This window comes from Gilvimarinus gilvus (genome assembly GCF_030518155.1).
Taxonomy (GTDB): domain Bacteria; phylum Pseudomonadota; class Gammaproteobacteria; order Pseudomonadales; family Cellvibrionaceae; genus Gilvimarinus; species Gilvimarinus gilvus.
Genome location: NZ_JAULRU010000154.1, coordinates 74,378 through 89,816 on the forward strand (window position 1 = coordinate 74,378; position 15,439 = coordinate 89,816).

The following is a 15,439-nucleotide window of genomic DNA, read 5'->3' on the forward strand; positions in this document are numbered from 1 at the left end:
AAGTGAAGGCGACCTCATGAACGAGCAGCCCTTCGACCGCGAACTGCAAGAGTTTTTCACTTACTTGCGCACCGAGCGCCAGCTGTCGGGCCGCACCCTCGAGGCCTACCAACGCGATCTGGCCAAGCTTCAGTGCATGGCACGCGAGCGCGACATAGCGGCCGTTCCCGCGCTAGCCACCCAAGACCTCCGCATTATGCTGGCTGAACTGCACCGCTCTGGTATTGGTGCAAAATCGCTCCAGCGCTGGCTCAGCGGGCTACGCAGTTTTTTTCGCTTCTGTATTGTGCGCGGCTGGTTAAAGAACAACCCCGCCGACGGCTTGCAATCGCCTAAAGTCAGCCGCACCTTACCCAAAACGCTCGATGTCGATCAGGCCAATCAGTTTGTTGAAGTTGAGGGTAACGACTTTATTAGCCTACGCGACCGGGCCCTGGTGGAGCTGTTGTACTCATCGGGGCTGCGACTTTCCGAGCTAGTCGGTATCAATTTAATGGATTTGGATCGCACCGACGGCACTGTGCGAGTCACCGGCAAGGGCAATAAAGAGCGCAGCCTTCCTGTGGGCAGTGAAGCCCTAAAAGCGATTGCCGCCTATTTACCGGAGCGGGCGCTGCACGCTAACGATGGCGAGCAGGCGCTGTTCATTTCCGGTCGCGGCAAGCGCATCAGCCAACGCAACGTTCAGGAGAGGTTGCGTCGGCTTAGCATAAAACAGGGCATGTCACAGCCCGTACATCCGCATATGCTGCGCCACTCATTTGCCAGCCATATGCTTGAATCCAGTTCCGATCTACGACTTGTGCAAGAGTTATTAGGTCACGCCAATATCTCAACTACACAAGTGTACACTCATCTCGACTTCCAGCATCTGGCCAACGTGTACGACAGCGCACACCCCAGAGCGCAAAAGAGAAAAGACGAGGAATAAAAAAAGCGCGACCGAAGCCGCGCTCAAAGATAATAAGGAGTCATGCTAAATATGACTTCGCCTCAATACAGCCATCTGTACCGGTGCATGCCCAAAGCCACCGGTAATTTGTTCGAGGGAACAATTCAAGAGTAGTACGGCGCACGCGATTGCTCAAGTCGATACATACGTATTCATTGCGGTAGCAGCATGTATACGTATGCAGCTTCAGGCTAACGTGTTTTTACCTGAGTGAACCTGGCTAAAAAATCATCGTGACTGAGCATTTGTGCAATAGGCTCGGCTTTTAAACGAGCCGTTTGTGCAAGCATGTCTTGCAACTGCGCATCACTCATGCGCGCCACAAGGGGGTGATAATCTCGCGGTAGCTGACCCTGCCCCAACAACACTTGCAACCAAGACGATTCGGCAAATAAATCATGGTCGTCTCGCAGCAACAAGCCTTGTTCGTTAAACACATTGAGTTTGTTCTGTAGTGTCTCGGGCAATGTCAGGGTTTGCATTTGGCGCCAAAAATCGCTGCCCTGTTTATCGTTTAAAGTGTAATGCAAAATCAGAAAGTCACGCACTTGCTCATACTCAACTTGCGACTCCCGGTTGTAACGCGCCACAACGCCTTTGTGCACTCCTTGATGGGGAAAGTATTTCAGCAATCGCACAACCGCCGACTGAATTAGGTGAATACTGGTAGACTCTAGTGGCTCCAAAAAACCACTCGCCAAGCCGATGCCAACAACATTTTTATGCCACTGACGGCGAGCGCGCCCAGTGCGAAACCGATTGATACGTGGCTCATCCAGGGCTTTAGACCCCAGATTATTCATCAAACTAGCGGTCGCTTCATCATCGGATACAAATCGCGAGCAATACACCAAACCGTTGCCATTGCGATGTTGTAAGGGTATGCGCCACTGCCAACCCGCATCGCGCGCAATCGAGCGTGTGTAGGGCAGCGTATTGGCAAATCGCTCCGAGGGCACGGAAACCGCCGTATCACAGGGCAACCAATGGCTCCAATCCTCAAAGCCAACCCCCATAGCCTTCTGCAATAACAAGGCCCGGAACCCCGAACAGTCGATAAACAAATCTGCACCGACTTTTTCACCGCCAACCAAATGTAGGCAACTTACACCACCGGTATTTTGGCAAAGCTCTACATCTTCCACCAAACCTTCCCGACGCTTTACCCCCAACCCTTCGCTAATTTTTCGTAGGTACTGCCCATACAAGGACGCGTCAAAGTGGTAGGCATAAGGCATTTCCAGGCGCGCGTCCTGCGTTTTCAGCTTAGAAAATTTCCCGGCGCAGGCGGCCAGGTAATTTAGATCGTAATCCCACAGGCTTTTAGTCTCTGGCCAGCTCGAGGCCCTGCGCCAGTAGTGATGAAACTGGCAAAAAGCACTGCTTTGCCCAGCCGCACCGAACGTGTGGAAATAACTTTCACCCTCGCGATGCCAGTTTTCAAAGCGAATCGCCAACTTAATACTGGCCTTAGTTTCGCGCAAAAACTCAGCCTCGTTTAAACCTAGCACCGTATTAACATGTTGAATCGGCGGGATAGTCGCTTCGCCTACGCCAACTGTGGCAATTTGATCCGACTCAATCAACTGAATATCCACAACTGGGCCCAGCACCTTTTTAAGCAGTGCGGCACTCATCCAGCCTGCGGTTCCGCCTCCTACGATAACAACCTTTCTAATAGTCTGTTGCACGTATCACCCATCGATAAAAAAACCCTGCTCGCGTATTGGCCGAGCGACTTAACCGTCTCGCCAATAAGCATAGCAGGGTTCGTTATTATGCGGGCCGGCAAACCGGCCCTACTCCACACTAGAACTTATAGTTCACACCCAACAGGTAATTAGCGCCAAAGGTTTGATACTGCGTAATTTGACGAGGGTCTTCTTCATCAAACTGAACGGTATCTTCATCGGTTAGATTCTGTGCCTGTAAGGTAATACTTAAGCCTTGCAGGGCATCAATACCCGATTCGCTGAAGTTGTAGCCAATCTGTGCATCCCACAGCTCTGAGCCCTGGTCAACGGTATCGACCAGTGATAAGCTAATACCGCGAGTTTCAGATAAATACTCGCTGCGTTTGCGGCCGCTCACGCGGAACTCAAACCCGCCACGCTCGAAGTATGCCGTTAAGGTATAGATTTCGTCTGACAACCCAGGCACCTGTGATTCATCATCCAGCTCGCCATCGGTAAAGGTTGCGCTGGCCAAAATACCAAAACCGTCCAATGACTCGCTGATCAGATGGAAGGGTACGCTCGCTTGCACCTCATAACCCTTGGCAAAGCCGGTTAAACCATCTTCACGGTTCGACACAATACCTTCAAACAAGTAGGGTGGAACCACTTGCGTACCATTGGCACCTGAGCTCTGGTGATACCCCGGAATATAGTAAGGGGTAAAGTCTTGTACGGTTTCACCTTCGCGGTGCCAGTTCACTAAATCTTTGTAGAAGTAGGCAACACTCAACATACCGTCTGCAGCGTAATACCACTCGTATGAAACGTCGTATTGGTTGGCCTCCAGTGGGCGTAACTGTGGGTTACCCGCGCTACCGCTCCAGGGGCTATTGTCAATATCACTTTGCTCCAACACCTGGGCATCGTTAAAGCTAAACGACACGGTGGTATTAGGGCGCATATCATCCATACGCGGACGACTAATGGTCTTCGATGCCGCTAAACGGACGGTATGATCTTCCGCGAAAGCGAAGTTCAGATTCATGCTCGGCAATAGTTTGTCATAGCTATCGCCACCCTCTACCGGCGTGGCCAGTACGTATAGATCAGGGCCGGTATAAGAACCAAAGCCGGTAGCATTTTGCTCGGTATCAACATACTGTAAACCGAGGTTACCGGTCATTTCTACCGCGCCAAAGTCTGCCGCTAAATCCGCCATGGCATACAAGGTGGTTATTTCTTCGTTGACGGTGTAGGTGTCACCCTTGCGCCCTGTTTCTAAATCTTCTGCGGCGGTCTCGGCGTAAAATCCGCTTTGATACAGCCCCAAAGAGTCGTAAGCCACAATATCGCCGACACCGATGAAACTTAAATCGGCACTGCCCACATAATACTCATCGGGGATAGGGCCATCTGCAGGCCACGTGGGAGCGGTTAAGTAAGCGCCACGATTGATCTTGGTTTTAGAGCGATCCGAGTAATTAAAACCAACTTCCAGGCCACTGATAAAGCCCCAATCAACGTCCCCGTTAAGTGCAAACCGGAAGCTATCCAGCGACTCATCAAAGTCCGGATTGTTGACAAAGCCATCCTGTGCGGTGGTGTAGCCCAATGGCTGACCATCGCTGGCCTGATAATCGGCAACAGGGGCAAGCGAACCGCCCCATGCTTGTGGGCCAGCTAAGCGAACCAGATTAGGATCGGCGAGATCAGGCGCGGGGATACTTGGGTGCGCGCTATACATCACGCCGATATCGGTCATCATCCAAGCACGCGAAGTAGCGGCCCCTTGAGTAGCCGATTGAGCGCGACCCACACCGGAATAACTTTCAATATTGGTGATGGTTTTAGTCACGTCACCGGTAGAGGCATCAAAATTCAACGACCAGTCATCGCTAATGTTGTAACTTACATTGACACCCAGAGTGGTTAGCTCGGCGTCTTTTCGCTCAGCATCGTTGCGAATGACTGAATAGAAACCTTCCCAGTATCCACTGGTCACTAAGCCTTCTTCTAAGCCGGTTACGGTGTAGTTAGGTGTACCCCATTCGGCACCACCCTCTTCCAAACCGCGAAAAACTTTATCCTCCTGGAAGTCGATATACAGAGCATCGACGGTTACGCTCAATTTTTCACTGGGTTCCCACTGCAAAACACCGGCTACTGAATCGCGCTTCATGACAGCAGAGCGAACAAACGAATCGTGGCCGCCTAAGACAACATCACCATCGGAGGTGCTGATACCGTCAGCCAAGGTCGCGTTGCCACTAACATTGGCATAACCCCAACCGCGAAATTGCTCTTCCTGACTGGGTGACTCCATCGACGCCAGTGAAATAGATAAGCCTAAAGTGTCATCCGCAAACTGATCGGAGTAGGTAAAGGCCACACGGTGACCGGTATCGTCAAAATCCGGGTTGCCGGACTCCATGCCGTTTTGTTCATAACTGGCGTTAAAAGCAATGATGCGCTCGCGGTCCAGCGGGCGCAAGGTACGCATATCGACAGTACCGCCCACGCCTTGCGTCATCAAGGTTGCATCCGGGGTTTTATACACCACGACTTCGCTGATGATTTCAGCGGGATACAAATCGTATTCAACACCGCGGTTGTCCCCCATACCCAACAGCTCACGGCCGTTGAGTGTCGTACCCACGTAGTTTTCGTTGAAACCACGTACCGACAAGCCACTGGTGCGACCGTTACGACGCTCACCGGCCAAACCAGGCAAACGAGCCAAAGACTCCGCAATACTGGTGTCCGGTAATTTACCGATATCTTCTGCGGTGATCGCTTCGGTAACGGAAGTCGCTTCGCGCTTAATTGCTTGAGATTGTTGGATAACAGAGCGAAAGCCCTGAACCACAACTTCTTCCAAAATAGGTTCGTCTTGTGCGTAAACGTTGACGGAGCCTGCGGCCATTGTCAAAGTCGACAGAAGCGCCACTGTAGGATTGAACTTGGGTTTTATCATGTTGGAGTCCTCTCGCCAGGAATCTAAATTATTCTTTTGTATGTAGGAGATTCACACTGTTTTTTGAATCATTAAAATCAGTCGTCTCTGTCAACTAATACTAGATGCACGCCCCCCGACGAACAATACACTGCATACGTATTCAATAGCGCTACCCCCCGTTATTACATACGTATTCATTGAATTCCGCCTGCTACATAATGTCATTTTATAAAGCTGACACAAATAGACTTAGAGTGATGCGCAGACATAAAAAACTCCCTGTATTGTGGCGATACAGGGAGTATAGTTAGGGCAGTCGGATATCGTTGTATTTTGATGAAAATGACGCCGACTTAGCGTACTAGTTCATAGACAGAGGCACTCATAGCAGGCGCCGCTAAACTAGTGTCCAATATTAAGATCTCGTCAGTGAAAATGTTTTCAGCGCTATTGAAACCCTGTAGACGTTCAGTAAAACGGGACAAGTCCACCGCCCGCTCAACTTCGTTATGGTTAATCACCACCATCACAGATTCGTTCTCCAAATGGCGAAAATATATGTATATACCATCTTGCGGAGCAAAGTGGGTCAAGCTGCCATTGTGAATGGCTGCGCTCGATTGCCGCCAGTGAAGCAATTTTTGTAAAAAACGTTGCGCCTCTCGCTGCGCTTGCGTTAGCCCCTTACCGCTAAATCCGCTGACCGTGTCACTGGGCCAGCCACCGGGAAAATCGGTGCGAATAACACCGTGATCATCCGTACCGGGATTGCTCATTAAAATTTCAGTGCCGTAATATATTTGTGCAATTCCACGCGAGGTAAGCGTCAGCACCATTGCCATACGCCAAAGGCTAATATTTTCGTTTAACTGGGTATAAATTCGACTCATATCGTGATTGTCGGGAAACACCACCAAACTGAACGGATCAGCGTAGAGAAAATCGTTGCTGATTGCCTCGTACAGCTCTACCATTCCCGAGCCCCACGCCTCGGGCTTGCTCAATGCATCGCGCATTGCCACCTGCCAGGGAAAGTCGAACATGCTGGGAGCGTAAGAAAGATAGCCGTCAAAATTCTCGACGCCTTTTTGCCAGTATGCAACCACTGCAGGGTTTTCCGACCACTCTTCACCAACAATATTGAAATTGGGGTATTCCTGCATAACCCGCGCACTCCAGTCACTCAGAAACTGGGTATCTGAATATGAATAGGTATCGACACGAAGCCCACTTAATCCCGCAAATTCAATCCACCATAGGGTATTTTGAATTAAATAGTTGGCCATATAGGGATTGCGCTGATTAAGATCGGGCATGGTGGGTACAAACCAGCCATCACTAAATTGCTTTTTATCCACGTCGGCGGCGTGCGGATCACGTAAGCTCTCACGGCGATGACTGGTGGGAGAGAACTTGCCAGAAAAGTTTATCCAGTCAGCAAAGGGCTTGTCGTCCATCCAACGGTGGCCAGAACCGGCATGATTTAAAACCACATCCATTATTAGGCCAACGCCACGCGCCTGTGCGCGGCGCGATAGCGTCAGATACTCGGCATTAGTGCCCATGCGGGGGTCAATTGTGTAAAAATCAGTAATCGAATAGCCGTGATAAGAATACTCAGGTTGCGCATTTTCCAATACGGGATTCAACCAAATCTGCGTAAATCCCATTTCAGCAATGTAATCGAGGTGATCAATCACACCGGCTATATCCCCGCCATGACGCCCTCCGGGGGCACTTCGATTAACACCTTCGGCGTATGCCGGTAGCTCATCGTTGGATTCATTGCCATTGGCAAACCGGTCCGGCGTAATTAGGTAGATAACATCGGCCTGGGTAAAACCTTGGCGGGAGGAAGAGCCTGGATTTCGATCTTTGAAGTCGTATTCAATTTTATCTATCAACTGACCTTCTCGCCAGAATTGAATACGTTTTGTTCCAGATTTTATAGCGGATGTCAGCGTTAAGTCGACAAACAAATGGTTGTGGCTATCGCCCGGTGTCAAGCGTGTGACATTAACCCCTTCAGCGACTACGGTAACCCGGTCCACCAGGCCGATATTTTTGCCATGCACCATTAGCTGCAATTGGCTGGACTGCATGCCAGTCCACCAATTAGGCGGCTCCACGGTGAGCGCCGAATCAGCCATAGCCGTTGACGACAAAATCAATAGTAACAAAAACACCGATACATAAAGCCGTGTCATGCTAAGACCTGCTATTTCTGAAAAAAGCTAACCCCAAATGGCGGTAATGTTAATGAACGTGCTACGGCATTAGCCGTAAATCCATGACCACTGAGAACCTGCCATTGCCCTTGTGGCATGGCCAGCTCTACCGAGTTAGGGGAGAAGTTAAAGCAGCACAATAGCGTTTGCTCTTCACAAAGGCGATAAAAGCTAAGCACATCATCATGCAACTCAATAAATTCTATGTCGCCGTAACGCAGTGCCGATTGCGCTTTACGCCATGCCGTAAAGTTTCGGTAACCATTCAAAACCGACGTCTGGTCAGCCGATTGACTCGCAACGCTGCGTTTACAATGCTCGGTAGCCACAGGTAACCAAGGCTTGACCGAACTGAAACCCCCATGCTGTTGATCATTCCAAGGCATAGGTGTTCGGCAACCATCGCGCCCTTTAAACATAGGCCAGAAGGCAATGCCGTAAGGATCTTGCAATTGCTCTAAGGTAAGCTCCACTTCGTTCAAGCCCAACTCTTCACCCTGATAAGAGCACACACTGCCGCGCAGCGACAACAGCATCGCGTTAAGCATTTTGGCTAGATCATCACTGGCATGATCGCCTCCCCAGCGGCTGAGAACTCGCGCGACATCATGATTACCTATGGCCCAACAAGGCCAGCCTTCGCCCAAACTCTCTTCCAGTGTGGCAATGGTTTCGCGAATATATCGGGGTGAAAATTCTTCAGTGAGCAGCTCGAAACTGTAGGTCATGTGCAACTTGTCATTGCCCCTACTGTAGTCCGCCATCGTTTGCAGCGAATTTTCAGAAGATATTTCACCTAAGCTTACAATTTGTTGGTAGCGATCGAACAAGGACCGCAACTTTTGTAAAAAGGCAATATTTTCAGGTTGCGTATTGTCGTGCAGGTGGCGTTGAAACGCGTAGGGATTATCTTCGCTAAAGCCGCGCCCCTTGCGCTCCGCTGCCGGCTTGGGAGGATTACTGCGCAAAGATTTATCGTGAAAACAAAAATTAATAGCATCGAGGCGAAAGCCATCCACCCCGCGCTTTAACCAAAACTCAACCTCTTCGAGCATTTGCGCCTGTACATCGGGGTTGTGATAGTTTAGATCCGGCTGACTTTTCAAGAAATTATGCAAATAGTATTGACCGCGACGCGGCTCCCACTCCCATGCACTGCCGCCAAAAATGGCCAGCCAGTTATTGGGGGGAGTCCCGTCTTCACTCGGGTCGGCCCACACGTACCAGTCGGCCTTGGCATTGTCGCGGCTAGCGCGACTTTCCTGGAACCAATCGTGCTGATCAGATGTGTGACTTAGCACCTGATCAATCATTACTTTTAGCCCCCGTTGATGCGACTGCTGAATAAGCTCATCAATATCGTCGAGCGTACCAAACAGCGGGTCAACATCGCGGTAATCACTAATGTCGTAACCAAAGTCTTTCATTGGTGAACGGAAAAAGGGGGATACCCATATTGCATCAACACCAAGGCTGGCGATGTAATCGAGCTTGCTGATAATACCGGGAATGTCGCCAACGCCATCACCATTTGAGTCCATTAGTGACCGCGGATATACCTGATAGATAATGGCGCCACGCCACCAGGGTTGCTGCTGCATAAAAACACCTCTGCCAAACACGTGAACGCGCCGGGGCTTAAACTTTGTTATTGTCAATGTGCTACTAAGATGATGGAAAGATTAGTGCACCGGCACTTTGCGACGCAACAAAATGCATACGTATGCATCATTTAAAAGCATTGAATACGTATGTAATTCGTTGAGGGTAGCCTTAACGTCTATTATTGTGTGAGTCGTTACCGTCGTCGTACGAGAGAAAAATAAGATGTCGCATAAACTAGTTAAGGCCGCGCTGCTCAGCATTGGTGCCAGCTCACTTATAGCCTGCACTCCCTCAGTGGTCGATTCAGAGGCCACCACCGCGCACGGCGCGCCAGGCCAAGCGCCCACCTGGGCCTATTCCGCAAAAACCGGTATTGGCACCAGCTACGAGCAATATGTGGAAAGTAAATACACCGACAACGCTGCCACCGGCACTGTTTCCCGTATTTGGTTTTCGGTGGCCGAAGGCGTTCTTACCGAAACCATGGTGGGACTGATTCACCAAGCCCAATTAAAAGATTCACAGTTCGTGATTACCGGCAACGGCTTTACCGATATCGAATCGCAAGACACCACCAGTAAAATTGGCTATTTGCATACCGACAGCAAAGGCAGACCGCTTTCGCTGGCTTACCGAATTGTCAACCGAGACAGAGAAGGCCGCTACAGTATAGAAAAACATTTGGTGACCGATCCCGACCGCAACACTTTACTGCAGCGCGTTATTTTCACAGCGCATGAGCCCGGCATTCGCGCCCATTTGGTGACCAACCCGCATATTGCTAACACTGGCGGCAACGATGAAGCCTGGGTGGCTGACGGCATTGCCTATGCTCGCGAAGGCAATCAAACCATGGCTATTGCCGGGCCGGCAGCAGCCGAAGTCTCGGTCGGATTTGTCGGCACCTCGGACTTAATAACAGACCTCGCCGACGGTACGCAAAATTGGCGTTACACCAGTACGGGCGAGAGTAGCGGTAACGTCAGCATTACCCAATCCCTCGCCACCAATCCGGGGCAACCCCAACGGTGGAATTTTGCCTATGGATTTGGCAGCAACCCAAAGCACGCGGCAGACAATGCGCAAGCAAGCCTTGCCGCGGGCTTTGATCGGGTACTGGCTCACTACAACGGGGAGGGCGAGCACATAGGTTGGGAGGACTACATGGCAAGCCTTGCACCGCTAGAGCAACTTGCGCAAATGGCCACCGATGGTGGCAAACTGGCCTATACCAGTGCCATGGTATTAAAAGCTCAGGAAGACAAAACCCACGCCGGTGCCTTAATCGCGTCTCTTTCCAATCCCTGGGGTGACGTGGTATCGGCCGCTGCAGCTTCCACCGGTTATAAAGCCGTCTGGCCGCGTGACTTCTACCAGGTGGCTATGGCCTTTTTGGCATTGGGCGACACCCAAACCCCAAAGGTTGCGTTTGAGTACCTAACCAAGGTTCAGGCCGGTGCCGGCACTCCGGGATTCACCGGTACGCCCGGCTGGTTTTTGCAAAAAACTCATGTCGACGGCACTCTGGAATGGTATTCAGTGCAGCTTGACCAAACCGCCATGCCTATAATGTTAGGTTACAAACTTTGGCAGCAAGGCGTACTTAGCGACAGTGAAGCGCGCAACTGGTACCAGACCATGCTCAAGCCCGCGGCTCAATTTTTGAGTCACGGCGGCGAATTCTCACTGGGTTGGAACCAGACCAGCATCACCCCCCCGTTTACCCAGCAAGAGCGCTGGGAAGAACAAGAGGGCTACTCACCCTCCACCACAGCGGCCATTATCACAGGGCTGGTAGCCGCCGCTGAGTTTGCGCAGCAATTTGGCAGCTCGGATGACGCCGAGCTCTATTTAACCAAAGCCGATGAATATCGTGAGCAACTGCAAGCACGCACTTTTACCACCGAAGGCACCTTGCCCGGCGATGGCGACTATTATCTACGTATCAGCCGTAACGATAACCCCAACGATCAGGGTCAATTAATCGAGCGCAATGGTCAGGGTGCGCTCAATGAAAGCGACATTGTTGACCCGGGTTTCTTAGAGTTAGTGCGCTATGGCGTGCACCGCGCCGACTTTGCGCCTGTGCGCGAATCCCTGAATGAAGTGGACAACCTGGAGTTGCCCGAGTACCTACAAGTGAAGTATGAATTTCCAACTCCTGATGCCACTTATGTAGGTTGGCGCCGCTACGGTGGCGATGGTTACGGTGAGCGCACCAGCAATGGCGCGGGCTATGGGCACGGCGGCGAAATGCACAGCGACCAGCGCGGCCGGGTGTGGCCATTCTTAACCGGTGAGCGCGCTCACTATGAATTAGCGCACAGCACGCAAACTGGCAACACCAATATGTCGGCATTGCAAAATCAGTACGTGGCCAGTATGGAGTATTTCGCCAATGAGGGCTTGATGCTACCGGAACAAGTTTGGGACGGTGTTGGCAGTAACGCCACCTATGGGTACGAACTTGGCGAAGGCACCAACTCTGCCACGCCATTGGCGTGGACGCACGCCGAATACATAAAATTGCTGCGCTCGCTCAGCGACGCCAAAGTGTGGGATTACTACCCGCCCGTTGGCGAACGCTACCAAAGCCCGTAAGCTAAAAACAACAGTGCTCAACAGCCCGAGTCGAAACTCGGGCCAGCCCCAATAAACAATAATGAGAAACACCATGACAAAATCCGCTAACGCCAGGCCCGAACTCAGCTTCTGGCAAATTTGGAATATGTGTTTTGGCTTTATCGGCATTCAATTTGGCTTTGCCTTACAAAACGCTAACGTCAGTCGAATTTTTCAAACTCTGGGAGCCTCTATAGATGAGCTACCCATACTATGGGTCGCGGCACCACTCACCGGGTTGTTGGTGCAACCCATTATCGGCTACTTCAGTGACAAGACCTGGAATCGTTTAGGCCGGCGGCGCCCCTATTTTTTAATCGGTGCGCTACTCACCACCGCCTCACTACTGTTTATGCCGCACTCCCCCACACTGTGGATTGCTGCAGGCATGTTGTGGATTATGGATGCCTCTATCAATATCTCCATGGAGCCCTTCCGCGCCTTTGTTGGTGATATGTTGCCGCAAAAACAGCGCACTTTGGGTTTTGCTATGCAGGGTTTTTTTATTGGCCTGGCCTCGGTTGTAGCCTCCAGCCTGCCCTGGTTGATGACCAACGTATGGGACATTAGCAACACCGCTGCTCCCGGTACGGTGCCCGATTCAGTTATTTGGGCTTTTAGCCTGGGCGGTATTGTTTTATTGCTGGCTGTCGGCTGGACGATTCTCACCACTCGTGAATACTCGCCCGAACAACTGGCTAAGTTCAACGCAGCCGAAGGACAGGTAGAAACCAAAGCAACCGCCACACTTAAACCCGCCGGCTTCTATCACCAAAGCGGCTGGGTGTGGCTGCTGCTCGGCGCACTGGGCGCAGCGACCATTACTGGCTTTGCGTTGCAACCAGAGCTGTATATTCTGGCCGGCTGTTGCGCCGGATTTGCTGTGCTGCAACTTATCGCCGCCGCTTTGCAAAAGCAGGGCCGCACGGAGCATGGCGTGTACCAAATTACCCACGATTTATTTCACATGCCCCGCACCATGATGCAATTGGCCGTGGTGCAATTTTTCTCATGGTTTGCTTTGTTTGCGATGTGGATTTATTTAACACCGGCGGTTGCTAACTACCACTTCGGGGCAACCGACACCTCAGGGGACCTGTTCAACAAGGGGGCCGATTGGGCCGGCGTATTACAGGGCTCATACAACGGCTACGCCATGCTCGCTGCTTTTATTATTCCCGTTATGGCGCGCAAGCTGGGCCGTAAACTTACCCACAGCCTGAATCTTCTGTGCGGTGCGCTGGGCTTTGCGTCATTTCTTCTGGTACGCGATCCCACTTGGTTGCTGGTCTCGATGGTGGGCGTTGGCATTGCCTGGGCGTCGATTCTCTCTATGCCCTATGCCATGCTCTCTTGCGCCCTGCCTGGCCAGAAAATGGGAGTTTACATGGGCATCTTTAACTTTTTCATAGTGATACCGCAGATACTGGCAGCCAGCATTCTCGGCCTAGTGGTAAGAACTGTTTTTGCGGGCAACAGCATCTATGCACTGGTATTAGGCGGTGCCTGCTTTTTGATTGCCGCAGGCATAACCCTAAAAGTTGATGATGCAGGGGAATGACTCCACATACCATTGGGGAGTTCTCTACATAAAGCGAGGCATTAGAATAAATGCGGTGCTAAATACAACGCCGAAAATGGCCTCGATTAACGAAACTCGCCTGGCCTTCAATACATTGGTATATGCCACTAACAGAGCAAGCAGTGACAGGGGAAAGAACAGAAAAATGGCATAGCCCGGCAATGGCGAAGTTGTCCAACCCAATAAACTAAACAAAATTTCTTCAGAGCTCGCATGACCAAACACCGCCAAATAAAAATTGACCCCCTTAAACCGAACTGCCACGAGCACCCCGCTCAGCAATAGTGTCACGGCCATATACAGCGGTATAAACTGTAGGTAGTACGCCGGTGAAAACCACACTTGGGGGTTCATATCGAAATGGACGTTTTGCTTAAAAACAACGGCAAATACTAATCCTACCAAGGCCAGTGCCGCGCCCACCGCGCGTATCCATACTCTGTTCATAAAGGACTGCCTCTGCAGTGTTAGTTAGCACTTTGAACCCTAGGCGCATTCTAAGTGATAAGATTAGCAGACTGTTGCCCGCTTATGCAGCCCGGTATTTACCGGTCCAACCGAAAAGCGTTGCCTTTTAGCCCCAGTGCTATAATGTAGAGCGTTCCGTTTCGTCACTTATCATAGATAGCTGGCTTAGCACAGACTACCTGAGGCAGCCCATGACGAAGCTACGACTTAGCTACCAAACCATAGAGTTCGGTAAGCTTGATATTCACATGTGTACCCTTCGCGATAACCAAGAGTTCTCAGACCCGGACGGCGTTGCCGAAAAACTTGGTATAAGCTCGGCTACTTGGCCCATATTCGGCGTCGTTTGGCCATCGAGTCTGGTACTTGCCCACTTTATGCTTGAACACGATACCGGCGCCAAGCGTGTTCTGGAAGTTGGCTGCGGTATGGCGCTATCGAGCCTGTTGCTCAATAAGCTCAACCTCGACATTACCGCCACAGACTATCACCCGCAGGCGCAAATCTTCCTCGACCGGAATTCACTGTTAAACGGCGATCCCAAAATTTCGTTTGAGCAGGCCGATTGGGCCAACAATACCGATCAACTCGGTCTGTTTGATGTCATCATTGGCAGTGACATATTGTATGAAGACGAGCACATCGCACTGCTGGCTGAGTTTATTAACGCGCACGCCAACGCTAGCTGCGAAGTGATTATTGTCGACCCAGGCAGAGGACGGAAAAGTAAGTTCAGCACCCATATGCGAACCTTTGGCTTTTCATCCACGCAACGAGAACCAATAGTAGGTGACTACCTAGAGAAGGAATTCAAAGGGCATATTCTGCAATTTTGCCGATAACACTTGCTCCCAGAAACAGTTTAGGCCGGCTCAGCGATTACAAAACTACCTAGCAGGCTGTTGAAAAACCCCATGCATGCTAGCTTGCGGCTAACCGCGTTTGATACGCACTACTTTCATAATTTCAAAATTCATACCTGCGACCATTTCGGTTTCCGGGTAGTAGGTTATATTGACCCGAGCCCCTTTAAGGCTTTGATAGTTGCCTTTGCGTTTGAACTTAAAAGGCACATCACAGCCCTCCACCATCACCGAGTGCAGTATCCACTCGCCCTGTTCACGCTGTACATGCGACACCACCTTCATCAGTTCAGAGTGAATAAGTTCGCGATTCTTTTCGAGTAGTGTTTTGGGGTCTGATTTCATGACGGATTATGGGTTATGGGTTATGGGTTATGGGTTATGGGTTATGGGTTATGGGTTATGGGTTATGGGTTATGGGTTATGGGTTATGGGTTATGGGTTATGGGTTATGGGTTATGGGTTATGGGTTATGGGTTATGGGTTA

The 15,439-nt window shown here is 50.9% G+C and carries 10 protein-coding genes; 4 read left to right on the forward strand and 6 right to left on the reverse strand.

Annotated elements, in window-relative coordinates; translation table 11 throughout:
• The first annotated feature begins 16 nt into the window (after positions 1-16).
• Complete coding sequence (gene xerC / locus QWI17_RS01185) at positions 17-931, forward strand: tyrosine recombinase XerC (protein ID WP_302720662.1); 915 nt, start codon at positions 17-19, stop codon at positions 929-931.
• 212 nt (positions 932-1,143) lie between these two features.
• Here xerC and QWI17_RS01190 read toward each other — a convergent pair whose 3' ends face one another.
• The 4 genes from QWI17_RS01190 to QWI17_RS01205 all read right to left on the reverse strand — a co-directional run bounded on the left by QWI17_RS01190 (position 1,144) and on the right by QWI17_RS01205 (position 9,413).
• Entirely contained in the window at positions 1,144-2,643 is a 1,500-nt protein-coding gene (locus tag QWI17_RS01190; RefSeq protein WP_302720663.1) for a tryptophan halogenase family protein, read from the reverse strand.
• 118 nt (positions 2,644-2,761) lie between these two features.
• Entirely contained in the window at positions 2,762-5,602 is a 2,841-nt protein-coding gene (locus QWI17_RS01195; RefSeq protein WP_302720664.1) for a TonB-dependent receptor, read from the reverse strand.
• A 335-nt stretch (positions 5,603-5,937) separates the two neighbouring features.
• A complete protein-coding gene (locus QWI17_RS01200; RefSeq protein WP_302720665.1) occupies positions 5,938-7,791 on the reverse strand; it encodes a glycoside hydrolase family 13 protein in 1,854 nt (617 codons plus the stop codon).
• An 11-nt stretch (positions 7,792-7,802) separates the two neighbouring features.
• Entirely contained in the window at positions 7,803-9,413 is a 1,611-nt protein-coding gene (locus QWI17_RS01205; RefSeq protein WP_302720666.1) for an alpha-glucosidase family protein, read from the reverse strand.
• 226 nt (positions 9,414-9,639) lie between these two features.
• Between QWI17_RS01205 and QWI17_RS01210 the strand changes: the two genes are divergently transcribed.
• Positions 9,640-12,018: a glycoside hydrolase family 15 protein gene (locus QWI17_RS01210; RefSeq protein WP_302720667.1), complete on the forward strand. Its 2,379-nt coding sequence runs from the start codon at positions 9,640-9,642 to the stop codon at positions 12,016-12,018.
• Positions 12,019-12,091: 73 nt separating this feature from the next.
• Entirely contained in the window at positions 12,092-13,600 is a 1,509-nt protein-coding gene (locus QWI17_RS01215; protein WP_302720668.1) for an MFS transporter, read from the forward strand.
• 24 nt (positions 13,601-13,624) lie between these two features.
• Here the strand turns inward: QWI17_RS01215 and QWI17_RS01220 are convergent, their stop codons facing one another.
• Entirely contained in the window at positions 13,625-14,068 is a 444-nt protein-coding gene (locus tag QWI17_RS01220; RefSeq protein WP_302720669.1) for a hypothetical protein, read from the reverse strand.
• 212 nt (positions 14,069-14,280) lie between these two features.
• On the opposite strand from QWI17_RS01220, the gene QWI17_RS01225 reads away from it, so the two are divergent.
• Positions 14,281-14,931 carry a class I SAM-dependent methyltransferase gene (locus tag QWI17_RS01225; RefSeq protein ID WP_302720670.1) on the forward strand — a complete coding sequence of 217 codons (651 nt, stop codon included), beginning with the start codon at positions 14,281-14,283 and terminating at the stop codon, positions 14,929-14,931.
• A 90-nt stretch (positions 14,932-15,021) separates the two neighbouring features.
• On the opposite strand, the gene QWI17_RS01230 is transcribed toward QWI17_RS01225, so the two are convergent.
• Positions 15,022-15,297: a hypothetical protein gene (locus QWI17_RS01230; protein WP_302720671.1), complete on the reverse strand. Its 276-nt coding sequence runs from the start codon at positions 15,295-15,297 to the stop codon at positions 15,022-15,024.
• Positions 15,298-15,439 lie beyond the last annotated feature (142 nt).